Genomic DNA, 24,590 nt, shown 5'->3' on the forward strand with positions numbered 1-24,590 from the left:
CGGTTTTGCGACGGCGGGATGACTCGGGGGATGATGGCTTTTGGAATGGCGGCACTCAAAGTTGATCCGTCATCCTGAGGCGCGAGCGGAGCGACGAAGGATGCACGGCCCGGCTGCGAGAGCGCGGCCGATTCATCCTTCGAGACGGCCGCTTCGCGGCCTCCTCAGGATGACGGATTTGGTATTGGTGCGAACGCGCGCGCAAGCCGGCGTGAGACCGCCGATTCGCACTCACCGCTGCCAGTTGCAGATGCCGCCGGTGCGGCACGGCCAGGTCTGGATCCTGGTGTCGCGGGCTTCCGCATCGAGCGGGTTCGAATGGCGCCGCGCGAGCTTGGCGCGGGCGGGGACGTGCGCCACTGCGCGCTTGGGTTCATGCGGTGCCGACACCCTGGTCGTCCGCACGGCCTTCTGCGGCTCGACTTTCGGCTGTTCGACCTTCGGTTCGACACTGGCGTGCTGATCCGGGCCATGGTCGGTCTTCGCCTCGACCGGAACCGGCTCGAACTGCGCCGGCGGGCCAAGCGGCTTCGGCGAGAGCACGGCCCGCGAGAGATCGAGGCTGAAGAACTCGCTTGGTCGATAGTCATCAGCAAACGCCACGCCACCCAACGCCAGGTACGCGGTGCAAACAGTTGCAACAAAAGCATTTTTCAGGACCATCAAAGGGCCTCCTGAAATCACTCGAACAGAACAGCCATCATGTAGGGACCCGGCCGCGCGAATCCAGCCGCGTCTCGCGGGCAGGGTTACCGGTCAACCAAGGCGGCCGTGGAAAGTTCCGCTGCCGCCGCCTCGAGCGCCGTTCCAACGGTATCGGAACGGGGCTCTAGGTTCTTGTTTTGACGCGTTTTCTTCACACGAACCGGTAGCCACTTCGCTCGAAGACGCTTTGGCCTATTCGGCCGCCTGCGCCAGCGGCTGGCCGATCGCACGCTCCAGCCGCGCACATTCGGTGCGGTAGCGGGCGACGTTGCCTTCCTTGATGTGGCCGTAGCCGCGCACGAGGTCCGCGGTCTTCGCCAGCGCCACCAGGCGCGGCAGGTCGAGCGGCGTCTTGCCGTCGAGATGACGCAGGATCATCGCCGCGTACTCCACCGGCAATGCGCGCTCCATCTTGCGCTCGGCGGTGTAGCCGAAGATGTCGAATGCGGTGCCGCGCAGGCCCTTCAGCCCCGCCAGCAGGCCGAACGCCTTGAAGATCCACGGGCCGAATTCGCGCTTCTGCAATCGCCCGGTGACGGGATCGCGCTGCGCCAGCAGCGGCGGCGCCAACAAGACCTTCAAGCCGGAATTGCCCTCGAACTGCTCCTTCAAGGCCTTGCTGAACTCGCCGTCCGAATAGAGCCGCGCGACTTCATATTCGTCCTTGTAGGCCATCAGCTTGAACAGGCCCTTTGCAAAGGCCTCGGTCAGGTCCTGCGAGCCCGGCGCTGCCGCAGCTTCGGCGGAGCGGACGCGCGCGACGTCGTCGAGATAGCGCTTCGTGTAGGCCGCGTCCTGATAGTCGGTGAGGAATTTGGCGCGGAACGCGATCGCCTCGTCGAGCGTCTTCTGCGCTGGTGCGGCGCCTGCGTTCTTGAAGCGGGCGGCGCTGACCACGCGCTGCAGATCATGCGCGGCGAGCCGGCCCCACGAGAACGCGGTCTTGTTCATCTCGATCGCGGCGCCGTTGAGTTCGATCGCCTTCAGGATGGCCTCGAGCGACAGCGGGATCGCGCCACGCTGGAACGCGAAGCCGAGCGTGAAGGCGTTGGTGGCGATGCTGTCGCCCATCAGCGCGGTCGCAAGTCCGGTGGCATCGAGGATGTCGAGATCATCAGGTCTCACCGCGCCGTTCAGCGCATCGCGCATCGAGCTGGCCTCGAAATCGATATCGGGATCGATCACGAAGCTCGCGGTCGGCAGCAGGTCGGCGTTGACGACCACGCGGGTGACGCCGCGCTCGGCGCGGCTCAGCGCCGGCACGCTGGTGGCGACGACGAGGTCGCAGCCGAGGATCAGATTGGCATTGCCGGGCGCGATGCGGACCGTGGTCAGCATGTCGGACGCCGGCGCCAGCCGGACATGGCTCATGACCGCGCCGTTCTTCTGCGACAGGCCGGTGAAGTCGAGCGTCGAGCAAGCGAGGCCCTCGACATGGGCGGCCATGCCGAGCAGCGCGCCGATGGTGATGACGCCGGTGCCGCCGATGCCGGTGATCAGGATGTTGTAGGGGCCAGTCAGCGCGGCCGCTGGCGGCGGCGGCAGGTCCGCGAACAGCGCCTTGGGATCGGCGGCGGTGCGGTCGGCCTTGCGCAGCTTGGGATCCTGCACCATCACGAAGCTCGGGCAGAAACCCTCGATGCAGGAAAAATCCTTGTTGCAGTTCGACTGGTCGATGCGGCGCTTGCGGCCGAACTCGGTCTCCAGCGGCTGCACCGAGACACAGTTCGACGCCACCGAGCAGTCGCCGCAACCCTCGCAGACGCGCTCGTTGATGAAGACGCGCTTGGCCGGATCGGGAAACAGCCCGCGCTTGCGGCGGCGGCGCTTCTCGGCGGCGCAGGTCTGGTCGTAGATCAGGACGGTGAGGCCCTCGATCTCGCGCAACGTGCGCTGCACGGCGTCGAGCTCGCGGCGATGATGGATGGTGGCGCCGGACGGGAAGTAATTGGCGGGATATTTGTCCGGATCGTCGGAGACGATCGCGAGCCGCTTGGTGCCCTCGGCCGCGACCTGGTGCGCGATCTGCGCCACCGTGAAGCCGCCTTCGGCCGGCTGGCCGCCGGTCATTGCGACCGCGTCGTTGTAGAGGATCTTGTAGGTGATGTTGACGCCGGCCGCGGCCGCCGCGCGCAGCGCCAGCAAGCCCGAATGCGTATAGGTGCCGTCGCCGAGATTCTGGAACACATGCTGTTCGCTGGTGAACGGCGCCTGCCCGATCCAGCTCACGCCCTCTGCGCCCATATGCGAGATGGTCTGGGTATTGCGGTTCGGTACCGACAGCGCCATGCCGTGACAGCCGATGCCGGCCATGGCGCGGCTGCCTTCCGGAATCTTGGTCGACGAGTTGTGCGGGCAGCCCGAGCAGAAATACGGCGTGCGTTGCAGCTTCGCGGTGCCCGTGCCCTCGGCCGGGCGATCGAATGCCTCGAGTTTTGCCAGACGCTGCTCCAGCAGCGGGCTGCGGTGGCCGAGCTTGCGCAGACGCGCGACGACGGCGGCCGCCACCATGGTCGGCGTCAGCTCGCCCTCGCTCGGCAGCAGCGGCGCGCCGCTCTCGTCGCGCTTGCCGACCACGGAGGGACGCCTGGAGGCGTCCATGTTGTAGAGGATGCGGACCAGCTGGTCCTCGATGAAGCCGCGCTTCTCCTCGACGACCAGCACGTCCTGCAGGCCTTCGGCGAAATCGCGCGCGCCGCGCGCTTCGAGCGGCCAGGTCAGCGCCACCTTGTAGATGCGCAGGCCCAGCGCCTGCGCCTCGGCGTCGGTGATGCCGAGATCGGCGAGGGCCTGGCGCAGATCGAGATAGGCCTTGCCGGTCGCCATGATGCCGAGCCGCGCCGGCTTGGAATCCAGCACGATGCGGTCGAACCGGTTGGCGCGCGCGAAGGCCGCGACCGCCTCCATCTTGGGCCCGTGCAGCCTGCGCTCGGCCTCCAGCGGCGGATCCGGCCAGCGGATCGAGAGCCCGCCCGGCGGCATCTCGAAATCGTCGGGCATGATGATCTTGATGCGATCGGGATCGCTGACGATCGAGGCCGAACTTTCGACCGTCTCGGAGATCGCCTTGAAGCCGACCCAGCAGCCGGAATAGCGCGACAGCGCAAAGCCGAGGATGCCGAGGTCGAGATAGTCCTGCAACGTCGCCGGATTGACCACCGGCATCAGCGCCGAGGCGAACACCTGCTCGCTCTGATGCGCCAGGGTGGACGACTGGCAGCCATGGTCGTCGCCGGCGAGCGCGATCACGCCGCCATTCGGCGAGGTGCCGGCGGAATTGGCGTGCTTGAGCGCGTCGAGCGAGCGGTCGACGCCGGGGCCCTTGCCGTACCAGATGCCGAACACGCCATCGACCTTGGCGCCGGGGAACATGCCGACCTGCTGGCTGCCCCACACCGCGGTCGCCGCCAGGTCCTCGTTGAGGCCGGGAACGAAGGCGATGTCATGCTCTCTGAGGAACGATTTCGCCCGCCACAGCGCGTGGTCGTACATGCCGAGCGGCGAGCCGCGGTAACCGGAGATGAAACCCGCGGTGTTCAGCCCGTGCGCGCGGTCGCGTTCGCGCTGCAACATCGGCAATCGGACCAGAGCCTGGGTACCGGAGAGGAAGATTCGTTTCGTATCCAACCGGTACTTGTCGTCCAGTCCAACTTCCATCAACGCCATCAGTTTCAGGCTCCCCGCCGATCAGGTCACGCCGGTCCGAACCGGTCTCATTCTCTTGCCCATGATCATGCATCAGCATGCACCGATTTTGTTATGCATGAACAGCCCCGTTCCATGGCCGCAGCACATATCTCATGTTGCGCATGCGAGGCCTTGTTGCTCTGCGAGGCCTTCTTGCTCTGCGAGGCTTGCCGAACCCCGGCTTCTTTGAAACGGTGGCGCGCAAAGGGAGACCAAGGATGATTAAAGTCGAATCCGCATTCACGACGGAAATCGTGGAGAACGGCAATCTGCTGATGGGTCCCTGGCGCAGCCCGAAGCAGATGCTTCAGGCCCAGACCTACGACTCCCACGCCTCGATTCACGACGATGCAACCGCGCAGAAGCTCGGCTTCCGCGGCGGCACGATCGAGGGACCGACCCATTTCAGCCAGTTCGCGCCGCTGTGCGAGCGGATCTGGGGCCGCGCCTGGTTCATGACCGGGTGCCTGTCCGCGCATTACCGCAATCCGGTGTTCGAGGGCGAAGAGGTGCAGGCCCAGATCGAGAAGCCGAAGCCGGGCCAGACCGTTTGCGCGGTCGGGATGATCAAGCCCGATGGCACCGAGATCCTGCGCGGCACCGCCTCGATCGACGGTGACGGCACGGAGACGGCGCTCGCCCGCAGGCTTGGCGAATTGAAGCCGCTGACCGATCCCGTGATCCTCGCCGACATCAAGGTCGGCATGAAGACGCCCCGGCAGGCGATCAAGATGGATTTCGACCAGAACATGGGCGATCTCTATCCGTTCTCGCTGGCAGACAAGCTCAAGGTGATCACCGAGCCGTCGGACTATTATTCGCTGGAACACAATCCCTGGGGCCGCGCCATCATCCCGATGGAGATGCTGAGCGTGCTGTTCCAGTACCGCGCGCGCGAGGACCGGCTGCCGGTCCGCGGCCCGGCCGTCGGGCTGTTCGCCGATCAGGAGATCCGGCTTGTGCGCGGACCGCTGTTCCCGGGCGAGACCTATTGGGTCGAGCGCGAGGTCGTTGCGCTCTCGGGCAGCAAGCGCACCGAGAGCATGTGGGTGCGCTCGACCGTGTTCGATGCCGACAACGCCGTGGTCGCGACCATGCTGCTCAACGGCGCCAGCATGAAGGACTCCTACGCCAACTACGAGCGCGAGCACAAAGCCCTTTACGGCTGAAGCGTCAGCTGCCTGCTCGCAAGCCGCCGAACCAAGGACAACAATAATGGCCCGCCTGCCCTATCTCGAAGCCGATCAGGTCGCTCCCGAATATCGCGACATGCTCAAGCGCAACACCAATCTGCACAAGCTCTTGGTGAACTCGCCGGACATGGCGCGCGCCTTCAACGGCATCGGCGGCTACATCCGCTTCAAGAGCAAGCTCGACCCGCGGCTGCGCGAGCTCGCGATCCTGCAGGTCGGCTGGCTCGATAAGTCGGAATACGAGTTCACCCACCATGTGAAGATCGGCAAGGAGTTCGGCGTCACCGACGAGGACATCAAAGGCCTGATCGCGGAGACGGACGCCAAGCCGTCGAAGCTCGAGCCGCTGGCAAAGGCGATCCTCAAGGGCGCCCGCGAGATGGTGCGCGAGCTCGCAATGTCGGAGGCAACCTTCGCCGAGATCAAGCGAGAGCTCTCCGACGAGCACATGACCGATCTGGTGCTGACGATCGCGTTCTACTGCGCCGTCGTGCGCGTGCTCGCCACCATGCAGATCGACAACGAGCCAAGCTATAAAGAGGTACTGCAGCAGTACCCGATCCCGGGAGGGAAGTGACATGCGCCTGCAAGATCGCGTCGCCATCGTCGTCGGCGCCGGCCAGAGCCCCGGCGAGGGTATCGGCAACGGCCGCGCCACCGCGCTGACCTTCGCGCGCGAAGGCGCCAAGGTGCTGTGCGTCGATCACAACCTGGCATCGGCGCAGGAAACCGTCGATATGATCGCGGCCAAGGGCGGCACCGCTGTCGCCTTCAAGGCCGACGTCACCAGGAATGCCGACATCAAGGCGATGGTGGCGGATGCGCATGGCCGCTGGGGCAGCGTCGACATCCTGCACAACAATGTCGGCGTCAGCCTCTCCGGCGGCGATGCCGAGCTGCTCGACATTACCGAGGAGGCGTTCGACCGCTGCGTGGCGATCAATCTGAAGAGCTGCATCCTCGCCGCCAAGCATGTGATCCCGATCATGCGCAAGCAGCAGCGCGGCTCGATCATCAACATCTCGTCGATGGCCGCGATCACGACCTATCCTTATGTCGCCTACAAGGCGACCAAGTCGGCGATGATCGCCTTCACCGAACAGCTCGCCTACCAGAATGCGCAATATGGCATTCGCGCCAACGTGATCCTGCCCGGATTGATGAACACGCCGATGGCGGTGGACACGCGCGCACGCGAATTCAAGAAGAGCCGCGCCGAGGTCGAGGCCGAGCGAGACAGCAAGGTGCCGCTGCGTCACAAGATGGGCACCGGCTGGGACGTCGCCAACGCCGCGCTGTTCCTCGCCTCGGATGAGGCCAATTTCGTCACCGGTGTGACGTTGCCGGTCGATGGCGGCGCCAGCGTGCGGCGCGGTCAACCCTGGGGATTAACCTGTGTGACGATGTGCGGTTAATCACTGTGACGGCATCACGCGGCAATGCGCCACAATGATTCGAAAAACTTGAAACATTCCAATGACACGGCGATGTGACGACGCGTCCACATAAATCGAAATCCTGACTCGTTGTGGTCGCACGAAATTCACCTGCGCTCTGTATCTCGCACGCCAAGAACTTCTGGAGTGCCTGGACCAATGAGCGAAGAATTCGAACTCAGACCCGATCAGTGGGATGCGTTGAAAGCGTTGCGGGCTCCCGCAGCAAACCCTTCACGGCTGAACCGGTTCGCCGTCGAAAGCCTGATCACGCTCGGTTATGTTGCTGTGCGAGGAGATTCGTTTGAACTGACGACCGCGGGCCGCAAGGTGCTGGTCCGCGGTTCGTCACAATTGCTGCTCGATATCGCAGCCTGACCCCCTTCAAACTGACACCAACGAGAGCTTCAGTTTTGATCAAAACCGAAGCTCTCGTTTCTTGTTTGGCGCGTTTTCTTCGCGCGAACCGGTATCCACTTCGTTCGAAAACGCCCTGCACACGCGGCATCATGCCGCGTGTGCTTTTCCGGGAATGGTCGCCTCGCCGTGCTGCGTCAGCGGCTTCATGCCGGTGACGGTGCGCAGCAGCACATAGAACACCGGCGTCAGGAACAGGCCGAACACGGTGACGCCGATCATGCCGGAGAACACCGCGACACCCATCGCGCGCCGCATCTCCGAGCCCGCGCCGGTCGACAACACCAGCGGCAGCACGCCCATGATGAACGCCATCGACGTCATCAGGATCGGCCGCAACCGCAGGCGGCTGGCCTCGATCGCGGCGCGGATCGGCGAGCGCCCCGCGAATTCGAGCTCGCGCGCGAATTCGACGATCAGGATGGCGTTCTTGGCCGACAATCCGACCAGCACGATCAGTCCGATCTGGGTGAAGACGTTGTTGTCGCCCTTCGACAGCCAGACGCCGAACATCGCGGCCAGCAGGCCCATCGGCACGATCATGATGATCGAGAGCGGCAGCGCCAGGCTCTCATAGAGCGCGGCGAGCACCAGGAACACCAGGAGGATCGCGAGCGGAAACACCCAGATTCCGGAATTGCCGGCGATGAACTCCTGATAGGTCAGGTCGGTCCATTCGAAGGCAAAGCCCGGCGGCAGCGTTTCGGCCGCGATCCGTGTCGCCGCCTCCTGCGCCTGGCCAGACGAAAAGCCCGGCGCCGCGGCGGCGTTGATGTCCGACGACAGGAAGCCGTTGTAGCGGATCGCGCGTTCCGGACCCGCGCTCTGGCGGACCTTCAGCAAGGCCGACAGCGGCACCATGTCGCCCGAGGACGAGCGCACCTTCAACTGCCTGATGTCGTCGGCACGCGCGCGGAATGGCGCGTCCGCCTGCACATAGACCGAATAGGTGCGGCCGAATTTGTTGAAGTCGTTGACATAGTAGGAGCCGAGATAAATCTGCAGCGTGTTGAAGACTTCCGTGACCGGCACGCCGAGCTGCAACGCCTTGGTGCGGTCGATGTCGGCGAACAGCTGCGGCACGTTAACCTGGAAGCTCGAGAACACGCCGGCGATCTCCGGCGCCTTCTGCATCGCCGTCATGAACGCCTTGGTTGCGTCGTTCAGCGCCTCGTAGCCGAGGCCGGCGCGGTCCTCGATCTGCAGCTTGAAGCCGCCGATGGTGCCGAGGCCGTTGACCGGCGGCGGCGGGAACATCGCGATGAAGGCATCCTGGATGCCGGCATATTTCTTGTTGAGCGCCGCCGCGATCGCCGGGCCGCTGAGCGAGGGATCCTTGCGCTCGTCGAACGGCTTCAAGGTCGAGAACACGATGCCGGCGTTGGAGGAGTTGGTAAAGCCGGAGATCGACAGGCCGGGAAACGCCACCGAGCTTTCGACACCCGGCTGGGTCAGCGCGATGTCGCTCATCTTGCGGATCACTTCCTCGGTGCGGTCGAGCGTCGCGCCGTCGGGCAGCCGGGCAAAGCCGACCAGATACTGCTTGTCCTGCCCCGGCACGAAGCCGCTCGGCACCTGCTTGAACAGCACGCCGGTCAGGCCGATCAGCAGCACATAGAGGCCGATCACCACGGCCTTGCCGTAGATCACCTTGGTGACGGTGCGGCCGTAGTTCTCCGACGACTTCGTGAAGACCTTGTTGAAGCCGCGGAAGAACCAGCCCAGCGACTTCTCCATGCCCCGGGTCAGCCAATCCTTCGGCTCGTCATGCCCCTTCAAGAGCAGCGCGGACAGCGCCGGCGACAGCGTCAGCGAGTTGATCGCCGAGATCACGGTCGAGATCGCAATCGTCAGCGCGAACTGCTTGTAGAACTGTCCGGTGAGGCCGGAGATGAAGGCCAGCGGCACGAACACCGCGATCAAGACCAGCGCGATCGCGATGATCGGGCCGGACACTTCGCGCATCGCCTGGTTGGTGGCATCGCGCGGCGACAGGCCGGATTCGATGTTGCGCTCGACATTCTCGACCACGACGATGGCGTCGTCGACCACGATGCCGATCGCGAGCACCAGGCCGAACAGGCTGAGCGCGTTGATCGAGAAGCCGAACACATGCATCACCGCGAAGGTGCCGACGATCGACACCGGGACCGCGATCAAGGGAATGATCGAGGCGCGCCAGGTCTGCAGGAACAGGATCACGACCAGCACGACGAGTGCGATCGCCTCGAGCAGCGTGTGGATGACGGCCTCGATCGAGGAGCGCACGAACTGCGTCGGATCGTAGACGATCTGGTACGACACGCCTTCCGGCATGTTCTTCTTGATCTCGGCCATGGTGGCGCGGACGTGGTCGGAGATCTCCAGCGCGTTCGAACCCGGCGCCTGGAAGATCGGGATCGCGACCGCCTGCTTGTTGTCGAGCAGCGAGCGCAGGCCGTATTCGGAGGCGCCGAGCTCGATCCGCGCGACATCGCGCAGCCGCACCACCTCGCCGTTCGCGCCGGTCTTCACCACGATGTCGCCGAACTGCTCCTCGGTCGACAACCGTCCCTCGGCGTTGACGGAGAGCTGGAGGTCGAGGCCCTTGACGCTGGGCGAGGAGCCGACCACGCCGGCCGCGGCCTCGACGTTCTGCGCCTGGATCGCGCGCACCACGTCGCTTGCGGTCAGCCCATGTTCGGCGGCCTTCTGCGGGTCGACCCAGACCCGCATCGAATAGTCGCCGGCGCCATAAAGCTGGACGTCGCCGACGCCGTCGATCCGCGCCAGCCGGTCCTTGACGTTGAGCACTGCGTAGTTGCGCAGATACGTCATGTCATAGCGGTTGTTCGGCGACAGCAGATGCACGACCATGGTGAGGTCGGGCGAGCTCTTCTTGGTGATGATGCCGAGCTGGCGCACCACGGCCGGCAGGCGCGGCTCGGCCTGCTGCACGCGGTTCTGCACCAGCTGGGTCGCCTTGTCGGGGTCGGTGCCGAGACGGAAGGTCACCGTCAGCGTCATCGCGCCGTCGGTGGTCGCCTGGCTCGACATATAGAGCATGCCCTCGACGCCGTTGATCTGCTCCTCGATCGGCGTCGCGACCGTCTCGGCGATTACCTTCGGATTGGCGCCGGGATAGGTCGCCCGCACCACGACCGACGGCGGCACCACATCGGGGTATTCCGAGATCGGCATCGCCAGCAGCGAGATCAGGCCGGCCAGGAAGATCAGGATCGACAGCACGCCGGCGAAGATCGGCCGGTCGATGAAGAATTTTGAGAGATTCATGGATCCGCCCCCGCGTGCAGCGCCTAGCGCTGCACGACGTGCTGGTTGGTTTCAGTGGATGCCTGCTGCATGCCGCGGGCGCCCATCTCGGCGACTTCCATCTTCAGAAGTGCACCGGGACGCACGCGCTGCAGGCCGTTGACGACGATGCGGTCGCCGGACTTCAGGCCCGCGGTCACGATCCGCAGACCATCGACCGCGCCGCCGAGCGTGACGGAGCGGTACACGGCGCGGCTGTCGTCGCCGACCAGCATGACGAACTTCTTGTCCTGGTCGGTGCCGACGGCCCGCTCGTCGATCAGCACCAGCGTCTGCTGCTTGGGCTGGCCCATGCGCACGCGGGCGAACTGCCCCGGGATCAGCCGGCCGTCTTCGTTCTTGAACACGGCGCGGACGCGAATGGTGCCGCTCTGCCCGTTGACCTGGTTGTCGATCAGCTGGATGTGGCCCTTGGCGCCGAGGCCGCCCGACGTCACCATGTCGACCGGGATCTGATCGAGATTGCCGCGTTTGCCGGAGGCGTCCGCGATTGAATTCAGCGCGCGCAGCACGACCTCCTCATCCGCATCGAAGCTCGCATAGATCGGATTGACCGAGACCAGCGAGGTCAGGACCGGCGAAGACGTGCCCGCCGCAACGAGGTTGCCGACGGTGACCTCGATCCGGCCGACCCGGCCATCGACCGGTGCGCGGACCTCAGTGTAATCGAGATTGAGCTTTGCGGTCTGCAGCGCGGCTTCGGCGGCCTTGACGTTGGCGATCGCCTCGCGATTGGTGTTGTCGCGCTGGTCGAAATCGCGCTTGGTCACGATGTTGTTGCCGACCAGTTGCGCGCCGCGCTCGACCTCGTTTGCGGCAAACACCGCACGGGCCTTGGCGGCGTCGAGCTGGGCCTGGGCGCGGTCGACCTCGGCCGCGTAGGGCGCGGGATCGATCTTGAACAGGATGTCGCCGGACTTCACCAGCGCGCCCTCGGTGAAATTGGTCGCCAGGATCGCGCCGGCCACCCGCGGCCGGAGCTGGACGCGGTCGACGGCCTCAAGCCTGCCTGAGAAGTCGTCGAACAGGGTAGTCGGGCGAGGCTGGATCACGGCGACGGTCACAGGCACCGCCGGTTCAGGGGCGGCGGCGCCGGTCGCCTGCGCAGCGTGGAAATAATGGCCGGTCGCGATCGAACCGGCCACCGCGAGAGCGCCAAGGATCACGACACCGCCGACGACGCGTCGGAAACGGCCGGAACGGGGATTTTGGGTTGACGAAGGCATTCACGCGCTCCAGATATCTGTAGTGTTGGCTACAGATGTGGAGCTGGACGTCGGTTCGCAAGATACTTATATATCGAGCACTATGAATTTATTATCTCATTCGCGGGGAAATGGGAAGTCGCGGAAAACATCACGTGCAACAAGAGGATAAGCTAGGGACAATCCGTCACAGAAACGGCACCCGGCTTACGGAGCAACAAAAATGGGAATGGGACGCCCCCGCGCCTTCGACGCGGACGCCGCTTTGGACCGGGCCATGGACGTGTTCTGGCGCCACGGTTCACGAGGGCACCACGATCGCGCAGCTCACCGAGGCGATGAGCATCAATCCGCCGAGCCTCTACGCCGCCTTTGGCAGCAAGGAAGGCCTGCTGAAGGCCGCGCTCGACCGCTACTCCGAAAAGCGCGACGCCTGGATGGAAAAGGTTTTGGGCGCCGCAACCGCCCGAGAGGTCGCCGAACGATTTCTGATGGAGCACGCGGACGCCCAGACCGATCCCGCCAACCCGCCCGGCTGCCTGCTGGTCCAGGGCGGCCTCGCCTGCGGCACCGGCTCGGCAAACGTTCCATTCGAGCTGGCGGCGCGCCGCACCCATACCGAAGACCAGTTGCGCGAACGCTTTGTCCGCGCCAAGGCCGAACGCGATTTGGGCGAAAGCGCCGATCCGGTCACGCTTGCCCGCTATCTCTCCGCGGTCACATCGGGCATGTGCGTGATGGCCTCCTCGGGCGCCGACCGCAACACGCTGCGCGAGATCGCGGCAGTGTCGCTGAAGGCCTTCGATGAGCAGGCGAAGGCCTGAGCCGCCGCCTCTTTCGTCACCACATCGTCTGTCGCGCGCGCTCCGGCCATTCGCGATCGTATTTCTCGCCGCCGACCGTGTGCTCGCTCATCTCGGCGAGGATCTGGCCCGGCGTCGGCAAGGCCCTCGGATCGACCCGCTTGTCCGGATTCCAGAGGTCGGAACGCGCGATCGCGCGAGCGCACTGGAAGTAGATCTCGTCGACATTCATCACGATCACCGTCCGCGGCGCCTTGCCTTCCATCTTGAAGGAGGCCAGGAGCTCCGGCTCGGCGGTGACATAGGCGCGGCCGTTGACGCGCAGCGTGCTGCCCGAGCCCGGGATCAGGAACAGCAGCCCGACGCGAGGATCGCGAACGATGTTGCGCAGCGAATCGCAGCGATTGTTGCCGCGGCGATCCGGCATCATCAGCGTCTTCGAATCATGGATGCGCACGAAGCCCGGCAGGTCGCCGCGCGGCGAGCAATCGAGCCCCTCGGGCCCCGAGGTCGCAAGCGACACGAACGGCGACTTCTCGATGAGCACACGATAGAGCGGCGTTACGTGGTCGGCGACCTTCACGGTCGACGCGTCGTTCGGGAAGCCGTAGATCGCCTCAAGCTGCTCGATCGTAGAGATCACCGACATTCGTGCTGTTCTCCTCGTTTGTTTTTTGACGCGTTTTCTTCATGCGAACCGGTATCCACTTCGCTCGAAAACGCTCTACTCGTCCCAACGCTCGCCCTTGATGATGCGGACAAGCTGTCGCGCGTGATATTCGGCGGTGCCGGAATTGACGATGGTGAAATCAGGCGTCGACGTGCTTTCGTCGACGGTGCGGGCCAGCCGCTGCGCGAGAAGGCCGTCGCTGCTGCGTGCCCGCATCGCGAGCCGCGCCGCCAGCACATCCAGCGGCGCCGTGATCGAGACAACCACGGCATTGGCATAGTTACGGCGCGCTGCCGCGATTACCGTGCGCGAGACGTTCGCGATCACGGTGCGCCCGGCGCGGATCTCATCGTCGATCGCCCGCGACAGCGCATAGCGATGGCCGTGTGCTTCCCAGTGCATGGCGTAGTCGCCGGCGGCGGCCGCGCGCTGGAAGGCCTCCGCGCTGACCTCTTCATTGTCTTCCGAGGCCGAGGCCTGGCGGGTGATCAGGCGGCGGGGAAACACGATGTCGCGATCGTCGGCGCAGGCCGCCTTCGCCAGCCCCAGCAGCGTATCCTTGCCGGCGCCGCTCGGACCGACCACCAGGATCAACCGGCCCGGACCGATCGTGGTGGTGTGCTGCTGCGCGGCGACGGCAGGGATTTCGCTCATGCGACCCTCGCTCCTTCGCGCCAGACGCTGCGCACGACTGGCAGATCGCGCGCAACATGCACGCGGATCAGATCGGCCCGTCTGCCGACCGCGATCTCGCCGCGATCGGCGAGCCCGACCGCCTCGGCGGGCGTCTTGGTCACGGTGCGGACGGCGGACGCAAGTTCGATCGCCGGCACATGCCGCGGCAGCTGCAGCGCCGCCATCAGCAGGCTGGAGGGGATGTAGTCCGACGACAGGATATCGAGCATGCCCTCATTGGCGAGATCGACGGCGGCGATATTGCCGGAGTGTGACCCGCCGCGCACCACGTTCGGTGCGCCCATCAGGATGTCGATGCCGGCGCCATGCAGCCCGCGCGCGGCTTCCATCGTGGTCGGGAATTCCGCGACCGCGACCTTATCGTTGACGGCATCGAACACGTTTTCATCCGTGGTGTCGTCGTGGCTCGCCAGCGGAATCCTGTACTGATGCGCCAGCGCGACGATCGCGCGGGTGTTGGCCACGGCATATTCCTTCTGATAGGCGAAGCGCCGTGCGAACAGCACGTCGAGCTGGGCGTCGGTCATGCCGCCGCCCTTGCCGCGGTAGTAGTCGCGCAGCTTCACCTCGTCGCGGAACTGGCGCTGGCCCGGCGTATGGTCCATCAGCGACATCAGCCGCACGTCGGGCCGCTCGATCAGCTCCTTGGCCTCGGCGACGACGTCAGGCATCGGCACCTCGCAGCGCAGATGCAGGAAGTGATCGGCCCGCAGCAGGTCCTCCTCGCGCGCGGCCGAGATCGCCGCCGCCAGCACGCCGGCGCGGCCGTCGACGTCCTCGGCGCCGTCCTCGCGCCAGACCCGCAGCGAATCCAGCACCGTGGTGATGCCCGAGGTCGCGAGCTGGCCGTCATAGGAGATCACGGCCGCGACCGGATTCCAGAACACCTTCGGCCGTGGCACGTAGTGCATCTCGAGGTGGTCGGTGTGCAGCTCGATCAGCCCGGGCATCAGGAGATCGCCGCCGGCATCCTCGGCTGCCTCGGGCGCCTTGCCCTCGCCGAATTCGGCGATCTTGCCGTCTGATATCGCAACCCAGCCCTGCTCGATCACGCGATCGGCGAGGACCAGCCGGGCGTTGCCGATGATGGTGTCTTGCTTGGCGATCATTTCAAACGGTCCTTCAGGCAGCAGCAGGCGAACGAGGTCACATCGACGATGCGATCGGCAATCAGATGGCGGATTTCGTCGTCATGGACAATCGCGACCATCGCGACTCCCCTGGTCTTTTTCTCCGCAATCAGCTCGACCACCACTGCGCGATTCGCCGCATCGAGCGAAGCGGTCGGCTCGTCCAGCAGCAGGATCGGGAGGTCCGAGATGAAGCCGCGCGCGATGTTGACGCGCTGCTGCTCGCCGCCGGAGAAGGTCGAGGGCGGCAAGGTCCACAGCCGCTCCGGAATGTTGAGCCGGCGCAACAATTTCCCGGCGCGATCGCGGGCCTCCTCGCGCGCCACGCCGTTGACGATCAGCGGCTCGGCGACGACGTCGATCGTCGCCACCCGCGGCACCGCGCGCAGGAACTGGCTGGCATAGCCGATGGTCGAGCGGCGGATGCTCAGCACCTGCCGCGGCTCGGCGGTCGCGAGGTCGACCACCGTGCCGCGGTGGCGAATGCCGATCCGGCCGCTGTCGCAGCGATAATTGCCGAAGATCATCTTCAGGATCGAGGATTTGCCGGCGCCCGACGGGCCGGACAGCACCACGCACTCGCCCGGATCGGCGTGGAACGAGACGCCCCGCACCACCGGCAGCTCGACGCCGCCTTGCAGATGCATGGTGAAGGTCTTCTCGGCGTTGGCAAGTTCGATCATCGCGGTCATTGGCAAGCTCATGGCGGAAGTATCGAGGAAACGAGCAGCTGCGTATAGGGCTCGCGGGGATCATCGAGCACCTGGTCGGTGAGACCGGTCTCGATGACGCGGCCGCCTTTCATCACCATCACGCGATGCGACAGCAGGCGCGCGACCGCGAGATCGTGGGTCACGACGATGGCGGCAAGGCCGAGCTCGCTGACGAGATTGCGCATGAGGTCGAGCAGGCGCGCCTGCACCGAGACGTCGAGGCCGCCGGTCGGCTCGTCCATGAACACCAGCCGCGGCTCGGTGACGAGGTTGCGCGCGATCTGCAGACGCTGCCGCATGCCGCCCGAATAGGTCTTCGGCGCATCGTCGATGCGGCCGACATCGATCTCGACCCGATCGAGCCAGGTCGACGCGGTGTCGCGGATCCGGCCATAGTGATTCCAGCCGACCGCCATCAGCCGCTCGCCGACATTGGCGCCGGCCGAAACGCCCATGCGGAGGCCCTGCGCCGGGTCCTGATGCACAAAGCCCCAGTCGGTGCGGAACAGGAAGCGCCGCTCCGCTTCGTCGAGTTCGGCGAGATCGCGCAGCACGCCGTCGCGCATCCGGTAGGACACCCGCCCAGCGCTCGGCGCGAGCTGCGCGGAGAGCAGTTGCAGCAGGGTCGACTTGCCCGAACCGGACTCACCGACAATCGCCAGCACTTCACCGGGATAGAGCGCGAACGAGACATCGCGGCAGGCCGGGAGCCGGCCGTAATTCTTGGCAAGCCCCTCCGCCACCAGCAGCGGCTGATCATTGTCGAGGCTCGAGAGCTCAGACATGCGCCTTCTCCTTGTGCGGCGCCGCGCTCTCGGTGCCGTGATGGCCGGCGGCCTGGCGCTGCTCGCAGAAGTCGGTATCGGAGCAGACGAACATCCGCCCGCCCTTGTCGTCGGTGACGATCTCGTCGAGATAGGAATTATCGGCGCCGCACAGCGCGCAGGGCGCGTTGAAGCGGTAGCGCGTGAACGGATGATCCTCGAAATCCAGCGAGACCACGCTGGTGTAGGGCGGGATCGCGTAGATGCGCTTCTCGCGGCCGGCGCCGAACAGCTGCAGCGCCGCGCAATTGTCCATCTTCGGATTGTCGAATTTCGGCGTCGGCGACGGGTCCATCACGTAGCGTGCGTTGACCTTCACCGGATAGGCGTAGGCGGTCGCGATGTGGCCGAAGCGCGCGATGTCCTCGTAGAGCTTGACATGCATCAGCCCGTATTCGGCGAGCGCGTGCATGCGCCGCGTCTCGGTCTCGCGCGGCTCGAGAAAGCGCAGCGGCTCGGGGATCGGCACCTGATAGACCAGCACCTGTCCGGCGTGCAGCGACGCCTCGGGAATGCGGTGCCGGGTCTGGATCACGGTCGCGTCCGTGGTCGAGGTCGTGGTCGCGACACCCGCGGTCTTGCCGAAGAACTTGCGGATCGAGATCGCGTTGGTGGTATCGTCCGAACCTTGGTCGATCACCTTCAGCACGTCGTCGGGGCCGAGGATCGCCGCCGTCACCTGCACGCCGCCGGTGCCCCAGCCATAGGGCATCGGCATCTCGCGGCTCGCGAACGGCACCTGATAGCCGGGGATCGCGATCGCCTTCAGGATCGCGCGGCGGATCATCCGCTTGGTCTGCTCGTCGAGATAGGCAAAATTGTACGTCGGCGCGTTCATTCCGCGGCCTCCTGCATTTCCACGGCCTCATTGGCCTCCGCGAACTCCTGCCGCAGCTTGCGCAGCAGGCCGAGCTCGGACTGGAAGTCGACGTAATGCGGCAGCTTGAGATGCTCGACGAAGCCGGTCGACTGGACATTGTCGGAGTGCGACATCACGAATTCCTCGTCCTGCGCCGGCGCTTCCGCCTCCTCGCCGAGCTCGCGTGCGCGGAGCGCGCGGTCGACCAGCGCCATCGACATGGTCTTGCGCTCGCTCTGGCCGAACGCGAGGCCATAGCCGCGGGTGAAGCACGGCGCTTCGGTGGTCGAGCCCTTGAACTGGTTGACCATCTGGCACTCGGTCAGCTCGATCGAGCCGAGCGGCACCGCGAAGCCGACGTCCTCGGCTGAGAATTCGACCTCGACCTCTCCGAAGCGGATCTCGCCGGCGAAGGGATGATTGCGGCCGTAGCCGCGCTGCGTCGAATAGCCGAGCGCGAGCAGGAAGCCCTCGTCGCCGCGCGCCAGATTCTGCAGCCGCAGATCGCGATCGGCCGGGAAGCTCAGCGGCTCGCGCGTGAGGTCGCCGACCGGCGCGTCGGCGTCCGCCTGCGGCGACGATTCGATCAAGCCGTCGCGGCCGAGAATGTCGGTGACCCGCGGCGTTGCCGCCTGCGAGGCTTCCGCGGTCGCCGGCTGCTCCGGCACAAAGCCTTCCGCGAGCTGCGGATCGAGCAGGCGATGGGTGTAATCGAAGGTCGGCCCCAGGATCTGGCCGCCCGGAACGTCCTTGAAGGTCGAGGAGATGCGCCGCCGCACCTGCATCTCGCCGGTATTGACCGGCTCGGTGGCGCCGAAACGCGGCAGCGTGGCGCGGAAGGCGCGAACCAGGAAGATCGCCTCTATCATGTCGCCGCGCGCCTGCTTGATCGCGAGCGCCGCAAGCTCGCGATCGTAGAGCGAGCCTTCGGTCATCACGCGGTCGACACCGAGCGCGAGCTGCTCGGAGATCTGCGCCAGCGTCACCTCGGGCACATCGCGATCGCCGCGCCGCTCATGCGCGAGCAGCCGATGAGCGTTCTCGATGGCGCGCTCGCCTCCCTTGACGGCTACATACATCGCTCACACTCCGCTTGCGATCAGCCGCGTGGTGCGCGGGATCGCGACAATCTTGTCGTCCTGGACCAGCACGACGTCGATGCCGCGCGGGAACAGCGCTTCATTGATCGACAGCCGCTGGAACAGGTCGCGCGGCTTGATCATCGCCTGCAACAGCGCGCTGCCGTCGATGCCGGGACCTTTCAGCTCGAAGGCCGGCCCCTGCGTCAGGCTGTCGACCTGCAGGATCAGAGTGGTCGACCGGTCAGGATATTCGCTGCTGCCGAACGCGAAACGCTCCAGCGCCGGCAGGTTTGCGGCATCGCCGATCAGCGCAAAGCTTGCGATCGCGGAATCCGCGACCACCGGCGCGCTGGCGTGAAACTTCAGCCAGCGGGCGACGTCCAGCGTCGCCGACATCGCGGCATCGAGCCAGATCGGCGTATCGTGATCGAACAGCGTCAGCGCGATCGCGGCCGAGCCGCGCATCATCCCGGCCGGCGTTCCGACATCAGCGGCGACACGCTGCACGCTGCCTGGGCGCGCCATCGCATCCATCACGGAGCGGAACGTGGATTGCGCCGACAGCACCTTGTCGGCAAACCCTGCGGGCATTTCGGCAATCGTCGTCATTGCATCATCCCTCACCGCGCACCATGGTGTAGAAATCAACCCGCGTCGCCGCGGTCTCCGCGGCCTTGCGGGCGCGTTCGGCATTCATGGCAACACGCAGCGGCGCGATCACCTTCGCTTCGACCTCGCCGGACAGCTCCGCCGATTGCACCATGGCGTCGCACAGCGCGATCATCTGCGCCTTGTGCGCATCGCGGCCGAGCGTGTAGCCGAAGCCCACCTCGCCGGTCGCAAGCCGCACCGCCGCGCGCGACACCGTCGCCTCGCCGACGTTGAACGGCGCACCGTCGCCGCCGATCCGCCCGCGCATCATCACGAGGCCATTCTCCGGCTCGCGCAGGTTTTCATGCGTGGGTACTGCGATCGCCGCCAGCCTGCCTGCGATATCGGCCGCGGCGGAGTGCGCCAGCACCGTCATCGCGGCCTTGCGCTGGGCCTGTCTGCTGTCGGGTCCGGTCGAATTCATGGGCAACCTTGCTTGCATCAAGTTGTCTATGATAATAGACAACTTGATAGCCGAGTGCCATGACTGTTTCGTGACAAACCGAAGATTTCTGGTATCACCGCGCCATGAGCATGCAGGAAAGTTCCGGCGTCGCCTTGTGGCGGCAGGTCGCTGACGGCATCGAGCGCGGCATCGCCGACGGCCGCTTTGCCGCGGGCGAAAAGCTGCCCGGCGAGATGGAGATCGCCGAGACTTACCGGGTCAACCGCCACACCGTGCGGCGGGCGCTCGCCGCACTGGCGGAGCGCGGCCTGGTGCGCGCCGAGCGCGGCAGCGGCACCTATGTCGAAGCCCAGCGCCTTGCCTACCCGCTGCGCTCACGCACGCGATTCTCGGAGATCGTCGGCGCCGGCGGCCACGAGCCGCGCGGCCAGCTGATCGATGCAGGCAGCGATGTTGCCAATCGCGGCATCGCGCGCGAGCTGGGCTTGAAGATTGGCGCGCCGCTGATCCGGATCGAAGCGGTGCGTCTCGCCGACCGGACGCCGATCTGCGTTTCCACCACCTGGCTGTCGGCCGAGCGCTTTCCCGATGCAGGCAGCGTGTTCGCCGACGTCCGGTCGATGACGAAGCTGCTCGGGCATTACGGCGTGAAGGATTACCACCGCGCCTCGACCCGGATCACCGCGGCGATTGCCGATGCGACCGACGCCGCACGGCTCGATCTGCCGCTGGGCCGGCCGGTGCTGGTGGTCGACGCGACCGATGTCGATATGCTGGACCGCCCGCTGGTGACCAAGCGCTCGCGCTTCGCCGCCGAGCGCGTGGAGTTTCTCGTCGAGAATAGCTGATCTCTCTACTCCCTCGCCCCGCTCTTGCGGGGAGAGGGTTGGGGCGAGGGGCTGCCTCCGCGAATCCGACAGATGTGAGTACGGGGACAAACCCCTCACCCGGATTGCACCGGACGATGCTTCGCATCGCCGAGCGCAATCCGACCTCTCCCCGCAAGCGCGGGGCGAGGTGACGTCCTACACCACCGCCCTTTGGCCGATGATGGCAAAGCGCAGCTTGCTCGAGATGAAATCGATCGCGGCGACCGCAATCAGGATCATCAGGATCAGGAACGACACCTTCTGCCATTCCAGCACCCGGATCTGCTCGGCGAGCTGCAGCCCGATGCCGCCGGCGCCGACGATGCCGATGATGGTGGCCGAACGCGTGTTCGATTCGATGAAATAGAGCACCTGCCCGGCGATCACAGGCAGCACCTGCGGCAGCAGCCCGAAGCGGATTTCATGCAGCGCGTTGCCGCCGGAAGCGCGGATGCCCTCGACCTGCTTGCGGTCCGCCGCCTCGATCGCCTCGGAGAACAGCTTTCCGAACGCGCCGAAGTCGGAGACCATGATCGCCAGCACACCGGCAAACGGGCCGAGGCCGACGACGTTGATCCAGACCAGCGCCCAGATCAACGTATCGACGCCGCGGATCGAATCCAGGAAGCGGCGCACCGGAAAGCGGATCAGGTTCGAGGGGATGATGTTGCGCGCCGCCAAGAGGCTGACCGGCAGCGCAAAGAGGGCCGCAAGCGTGGTGCCGAGCAGCGCGATCGACAGGGTCTCGCCGAGCGCCTGCATGTAGAGCGGGAACGACGCGCCGGGATTCGGCGGGATCATCATCATGGTGATCCAGCCGAGTTGGCTCATCCCCGTGATCAGCTTCGCTGGCGAGAAGTCGAGATCGACCAGGCCGTATGCGAAGATCGCGAGCGCCGCCACGATCACGGCCGGCAGCGCCAGCCGTGCCGACGCCGGACGTTCGAACACGCCGGGGTATTTCCCGCGCAATTCCGCGGTGTCCGGCTTCGGCAGCTGGCTCATCGGCGGGTTTCCTTGCCGAACAGCCGGCCGCGCAGCCAGCCGGTCGAGATGTCGATGATGAAGACGGTGACGATGATGGTGACGAGGATCGCGCTGACGTCGGAATAGTAGAACTTGCGGATCGCGACTACCAGCTCCTGCCCGATGCCGCCGGCGCCGACGAAGCCCATCACCGACGCCTCGCGGACATTGATCTCGAAGCGCAGCAGCGCATAGCTGGCGTAGCCCGCCGAGACCTGCGGCAGGATGGCAAAGCGCATGCAGGACAGCCAGCTCGCGCCGGTGGAGCGGATGCCCTCGACCGGCTTCATGTCGGCATTCTCGACGATTTCGGCGAACAGCTTGCCGAGCGCCCCGGTGGTGTGGATCGCAATCGCCAGCACGCCGGCCATCGGCCCGAGGCCGAACGCGATCACGAAGATCAGCGCGAACACGATGCCGGGCACGGTGCGGGCGAATTCGAGCAGGCGACGGACGGTAAAGCGCACCCACGGTCCCGGCGAGGTGTTCTGGGCGGCGAAGAAGTTCAGCGCAAAGGCGAACACGGCACCGGTCAAGGTGCCGACATAGCTGATCAGGAGGGTCTCACCGAGCAGCCGGAGCCATTTCTTCAGACCCCAGAACCATTCCACCGGATCGGTCCAGACCCGGGCACCGGAATCCAGCGTCAGGATGCGGTCGAAATAGCTGACGAAGTTGCCGAAATAGGTGAAGAACGTGTGCAGATTCACCTCGGCGCCGAGCGCCGCGATAAAAAGCGCCGCGCAGAACACCGCGGCCGCCACCGTTACCTTCAGCCGCTTGCGCGCGACCGCCTTGCGATAGGCATCGTTCAGCGTCGCCAATTGCTGCGCGGGAAGGATGGAAATGGCGGTCGCCATCGATGCGGGCCAGTCTGCTCGAGGGGTGAACGAAAAGGGCCGGGTTGTCGAAACCCGGCCCAATTCAGCAGCGACGTGCGATCAGGAGCCTTTCTTGCGCAGAGCGTCGACGAACTTGATCAGCTCGATGGTCTTGTCGTAGTCGGCGTTGGTGACTGGCTGCCATGGACGGTTCTTGCCGTCGGACAGCTTCTTGAAGGCTTCCGGATCCTTCGTCGGCATGTCGAGGAAGGCCTGCTTGATCTTCGCCTTCATGTCGTCGGGAAGACTCTCGAGATAGGCGTAGGGCGAGTTGATGATCAGGTCGGACTTCACGATGATGCGGAAGTCCTCCTTCTTCAGCGGCGTGCCGTCGCTCGACTTCACCATGTTCTTGGCGAGCATGCGGGTCAGGTTGGAATCATCGTCGGCATTCCACCAGTTGGCGGCGACGTCGACGGTGCCCTGCGCCAGCGCCAGCACAGCGTTCTCGTGGCTGCCGGTGAAGACGACCTTGGAGAAGTAGGTCTCCGGATCGATCCCCATCTGGTTCAGCTTGAAACGCGGCATGTTGTTGCCGGAGGTCGAGTTGGGATCGACCAGGCCGATATTCTTGCCCTTGAGGTCTTCGACCTTCTGGTACGGGCTCTTGGCGAGCACGTAGAACACCGAATAATAGCCCTTCGAACCGTCGGCATTGACGTCGATCACGAACGCGTCGGTCTTGACGCCGGTGAGGCGGGCGCGGGCGAACGACGCCGGGCCGTAGTAACCGATGTGGATGTTGCCGGCGCGCTGGCCCTCGATGACGGCTGCGTAGTCGTTGGCGACGCGCAGGGTCACCTTGATGCCGAGTTCCTTCGACAGATATTCGGTGAGCGGACCGTAGCGCTCGGTAACGCCGGAGCCGTTCTCGGCGGGGATCACCGCGAAGGTGATCTCCGGATACTTGGTCTTCCAGTCCTCGGCCGAAGCCGATCCTGCGAATGCCAGCGCAGCGGCGCCGGCCAGAATGATGCGACGAGTGATCATGTTACCCCTCTTTGGTAGTTACGCCTGTTGGCCGGGCGAAATGCCCGGTTGCCCTGTTTCTCGAAAATGCGCCGCTCAGGCCGCGGCTGCGGTGCCGAGCGCCGGAGCAGTTGCGCCATCGGGCACGGGCAGCGGTGCCGCGCCCATGACGTCATTGGCCTCGAGGTCATAGAGCTCGCGGGCAATGTGGTCGGTCAGCGCCGCGGGGGCGCCGTCGAACACCACGCGACCCGCCGCCATGCCGATCAGGCGATCGCAATAGGTTCGCGCCAGGTCGAGGGAATGCAGGTTGCAGAGCACCGTGATGCCGAAATGCTTGTTGATGCGCAGCAGCGCATCCATCACAATCTTGGTGTTGCGCGGATCGAGCGAGGCGATCGGCTCGTCGGCAAGAATGATGTCGGGCTCCTGCACCAGCGCGCGGGCAATCGCGACCCGCTGCTGCTGGCCGCCGGAGAGCTGGTCGGCGCGCTGCGCCGCGAGCTGGGCGATGTCGAACTGCTCGAGCGCCGACAGCGCAAGCGCCCTGTCCTGCTCCGGCCAGACCTGCGCCAGCGAACGCCAGGACGGGATCTGCGCAAGCCGGCCCATCAGCACGTTGGTCAGCACGTCAAGACGCCCGACGAGGTTGAATTGCTGGAAGATCATCGCCGAGCGCGCCCGCCACTGCCGCAGCGCCTTGCCGCGCAGCGCGGTGACATCGGTGCCTTCAAACAGGATGCGGCCGGAGGTCGGGTCGGCGAGACGGTTGATCATCCGCAGCAATGTCGACTTGCCGGCACCGGAGCGGCCGATCACGCCGACGAAGCTGCCCGGCGCGATCGAAAAGGATGCGTTATCGACTGCGGCCTTTGTGCCGAACCGGCACGTCAAACCTTCCACCACCAGCATGCAATGCTCCAACCGCGTCGCGTTGGGCCATCGCTATCCCCGGTGCTTGACAGTTATGTGACGTGACATTGCAGTGCGGCGATCGTCCACACCCCTCCCCTGCCGTTCGTTTGACGTCATTGCAACGTCATGATGTTGTCATCA

Annotated in this window: 22 protein-coding genes and 1 pseudogene; 6 read left to right on the top strand and 17 right to left on the bottom strand. The window is 65.4% G+C overall.

What is annotated here, in order from left to right; genetic code table 11:
• Positions 1-231: 231 nt before the first annotated feature.
• The gene (locus ACVWW1_RS19375) at positions 232-663 is read right to left on the bottom strand and encodes a hypothetical protein (RefSeq protein WP_176532956.1); all 432 of its coding nucleotides are present in this window, start codon (positions 661-663) and stop codon (positions 232-234) included.
• A gap of 234 nt (positions 664-897) precedes the next feature.
• Positions 898-4,371 (bottom strand): indolepyruvate ferredoxin oxidoreductase family protein, encoded by a 3,474-nt coding sequence (locus ACVWW1_RS19380; RefSeq protein WP_456657072.1) that lies wholly within the window; start codon positions 4,369-4,371, stop codon positions 898-900.
• Positions 4,372-4,610: 239 nt separating this feature from the next.
• Between ACVWW1_RS19380 and ACVWW1_RS19385 the strand changes: the two genes are divergently transcribed.
• The 4 genes from ACVWW1_RS19385 (at position 4,611) to ACVWW1_RS19400 (ending at position 7,399) form a co-directional block, all read left to right on the top strand.
• A complete protein-coding gene (locus ACVWW1_RS19385) occupies positions 4,611-5,561 on the top strand; it encodes a hypothetical protein (protein ID WP_456657073.1) in 951 nt (316 codons plus the stop codon).
• 46 nt (positions 5,562-5,607) lie between these two features.
• The gene (locus tag ACVWW1_RS19390) at positions 5,608-6,162 is read left to right on the top strand and encodes a carboxymuconolactone decarboxylase family protein (RefSeq protein ID WP_456657074.1); all 555 of its coding nucleotides are present in this window, start codon (positions 5,608-5,610) and stop codon (positions 6,160-6,162) included.
• A 1-nt stretch (position 6,163) separates the two neighbouring features.
• Positions 6,164-7,000, top strand: a complete 837-nt coding sequence (locus tag ACVWW1_RS19395) for an SDR family NAD(P)-dependent oxidoreductase (RefSeq protein WP_456657075.1) — start codon at positions 6,164-6,166, stop codon at positions 6,998-7,000.
• 180 nt (positions 7,001-7,180) lie between these two features.
• Complete coding sequence (locus ACVWW1_RS19400) at positions 7,181-7,399, top strand: hypothetical protein (RefSeq protein WP_456657076.1); 219 nt, start codon at positions 7,181-7,183, stop codon at positions 7,397-7,399.
• Between the two features lie 129 nt (positions 7,400-7,528).
• Here the strand turns inward: ACVWW1_RS19400 and ACVWW1_RS19405 are convergent, their stop codons facing one another.
• Entirely contained in the window at positions 7,529-10,711 is a 3,183-nt protein-coding gene (locus ACVWW1_RS19405; protein ID WP_456657077.1) for an efflux RND transporter permease subunit, read from the bottom strand.
• 23 nt (positions 10,712-10,734) lie between these two features.
• Positions 10,735-11,976: an efflux RND transporter periplasmic adaptor subunit gene (locus ACVWW1_RS19410; RefSeq protein ID WP_456657078.1), complete on the bottom strand. Its 1,242-nt coding sequence runs from the start codon at positions 11,974-11,976 to the stop codon at positions 10,735-10,737.
• A 202-nt stretch (positions 11,977-12,178) separates the two neighbouring features.
• Between ACVWW1_RS19410 and ACVWW1_RS19415 the strand changes: the two are divergent.
• Positions 12,179-12,779 (top strand): annotated as a pseudogene (locus ACVWW1_RS19415) (TetR/AcrR family transcriptional regulator).
• A 16-nt stretch (positions 12,780-12,795) separates the two neighbouring features.
• Here ACVWW1_RS19415 and ACVWW1_RS19420 read toward each other — a convergent pair.
• The 9 genes from ACVWW1_RS19420 to phnG all read right to left on the bottom strand — a co-directional run bounded on the left by ACVWW1_RS19420 (position 12,796) and on the right by phnG (position 19,807).
• Complete coding sequence (locus ACVWW1_RS19420; RefSeq protein ID WP_456657079.1) at positions 12,796-13,407, bottom strand: pyridoxamine 5'-phosphate oxidase family protein; 612 nt, start codon at positions 13,405-13,407, stop codon at positions 12,796-12,798.
• A gap of 75 nt (positions 13,408-13,482) precedes the next feature.
• Entirely contained in the window at positions 13,483-14,082 is a 600-nt protein-coding gene (gene phnN, locus ACVWW1_RS19425; RefSeq protein WP_456657080.1) for a phosphonate metabolism protein/1,5-bisphosphokinase (PRPP-forming) PhnN, read from the bottom strand.
• The gene (locus tag ACVWW1_RS19430) at positions 14,079-15,233 is read right to left on the bottom strand and encodes an alpha-D-ribose 1-methylphosphonate 5-triphosphate diphosphatase (protein WP_456657081.1); all 1,155 of its coding nucleotides are present in this window, start codon (positions 15,231-15,233) and stop codon (positions 14,079-14,081) included. Before ACVWW1_RS19430 ends, phnN begins: the two co-directional genes overlap by 4 nt.
• Positions 15,230-15,946, bottom strand: a complete 717-nt coding sequence (gene phnL / locus ACVWW1_RS19435; protein WP_456657082.1) for a phosphonate C-P lyase system protein PhnL — start codon at positions 15,944-15,946, stop codon at positions 15,230-15,232. The genes ACVWW1_RS19430 and phnL overlap by 4 nt, the downstream gene beginning before the upstream one ends.
• 8 nt (positions 15,947-15,954) lie before the next feature.
• A complete protein-coding gene (gene phnK / locus ACVWW1_RS19440; protein WP_456657083.1) occupies positions 15,955-16,752 on the bottom strand; it encodes a phosphonate C-P lyase system protein PhnK in 798 nt (265 codons plus the stop codon).
• Complete coding sequence (locus tag ACVWW1_RS19445) at positions 16,745-17,629, bottom strand: alpha-D-ribose 1-methylphosphonate 5-phosphate C-P-lyase PhnJ (RefSeq protein WP_456657084.1); 885 nt, start codon at positions 17,627-17,629, stop codon at positions 16,745-16,747. Before ACVWW1_RS19445 ends, phnK begins: the two co-directional genes overlap by 8 nt.
• Positions 17,626-18,729 (bottom strand): carbon-phosphorus lyase complex subunit PhnI, encoded by a 1,104-nt coding sequence (locus ACVWW1_RS19450; protein ID WP_456657085.1) that lies wholly within the window; start codon positions 18,727-18,729, stop codon positions 17,626-17,628. Before ACVWW1_RS19450 ends, ACVWW1_RS19445 begins: the two co-directional genes overlap by 4 nt.
• 3 nt (positions 18,730-18,732) lie before the next feature.
• The gene (gene phnH / locus ACVWW1_RS19455; protein WP_456657086.1) at positions 18,733-19,341 is read right to left on the bottom strand and encodes a phosphonate C-P lyase system protein PhnH; all 609 of its coding nucleotides are present in this window, start codon (positions 19,339-19,341) and stop codon (positions 18,733-18,735) included.
• 4 nt (positions 19,342-19,345) lie between these two features.
• Positions 19,346-19,807 carry a phosphonate C-P lyase system protein PhnG gene (phnG, locus tag ACVWW1_RS19460; RefSeq protein WP_456657087.1) on the bottom strand — a complete coding sequence of 154 codons (462 nt, stop codon included), beginning with the start codon at positions 19,805-19,807 and terminating at the stop codon, positions 19,346-19,348.
• 104 nt (positions 19,808-19,911) lie between these two features.
• On the opposite strand from phnG, the gene phnF reads away from it, so the two are divergent.
• A complete protein-coding gene (gene phnF / locus ACVWW1_RS19465) occupies positions 19,912-20,637 on the top strand; it encodes a phosphonate metabolism transcriptional regulator PhnF (RefSeq protein WP_456657088.1) in 726 nt (241 codons plus the stop codon).
• Positions 20,638-20,814: 177 nt separating this feature from the next.
• On the opposite strand, the gene phnE (ACVWW1_RS19470) is transcribed toward phnF, so the two are convergent.
• From phnE (ACVWW1_RS19470) to phnC, 4 genes are all read right to left on the bottom strand, one after another.
• Positions 20,815-21,663, bottom strand: coding sequence for a phosphonate ABC transporter, permease protein PhnE (phnE, locus tag ACVWW1_RS19470; protein ID WP_456657089.1), 849 nt, complete (start codon positions 21,661-21,663; stop codon positions 20,815-20,817).
• The gene (phnE, locus tag ACVWW1_RS19475; RefSeq protein ID WP_456657090.1) at positions 21,660-22,544 is read right to left on the bottom strand and encodes a phosphonate ABC transporter, permease protein PhnE; all 885 of its coding nucleotides are present in this window, start codon (positions 22,542-22,544) and stop codon (positions 21,660-21,662) included. The genes phnE (ACVWW1_RS19470) and phnE (ACVWW1_RS19475) overlap by 4 nt, the downstream gene beginning before the upstream one ends.
• 81 nt (positions 22,545-22,625) lie before the next feature.
• The gene (phnD, locus tag ACVWW1_RS19480) at positions 22,626-23,555 is read right to left on the bottom strand and encodes a phosphonate ABC transporter substrate-binding protein (RefSeq protein WP_092124685.1); all 930 of its coding nucleotides are present in this window, start codon (positions 23,553-23,555) and stop codon (positions 22,626-22,628) included.
• 75 nt (positions 23,556-23,630) lie between these two features.
• The gene (gene phnC, locus ACVWW1_RS19485; RefSeq protein ID WP_092126925.1) at positions 23,631-24,446 is read right to left on the bottom strand and encodes a phosphonate ABC transporter ATP-binding protein; all 816 of its coding nucleotides are present in this window, start codon (positions 24,444-24,446) and stop codon (positions 23,631-23,633) included.
• Positions 24,447-24,590 lie beyond the last annotated feature (144 nt).

The sequence above is a fragment of the Bradyrhizobium sp. JR3.5 genome, assembly GCF_054057015.1.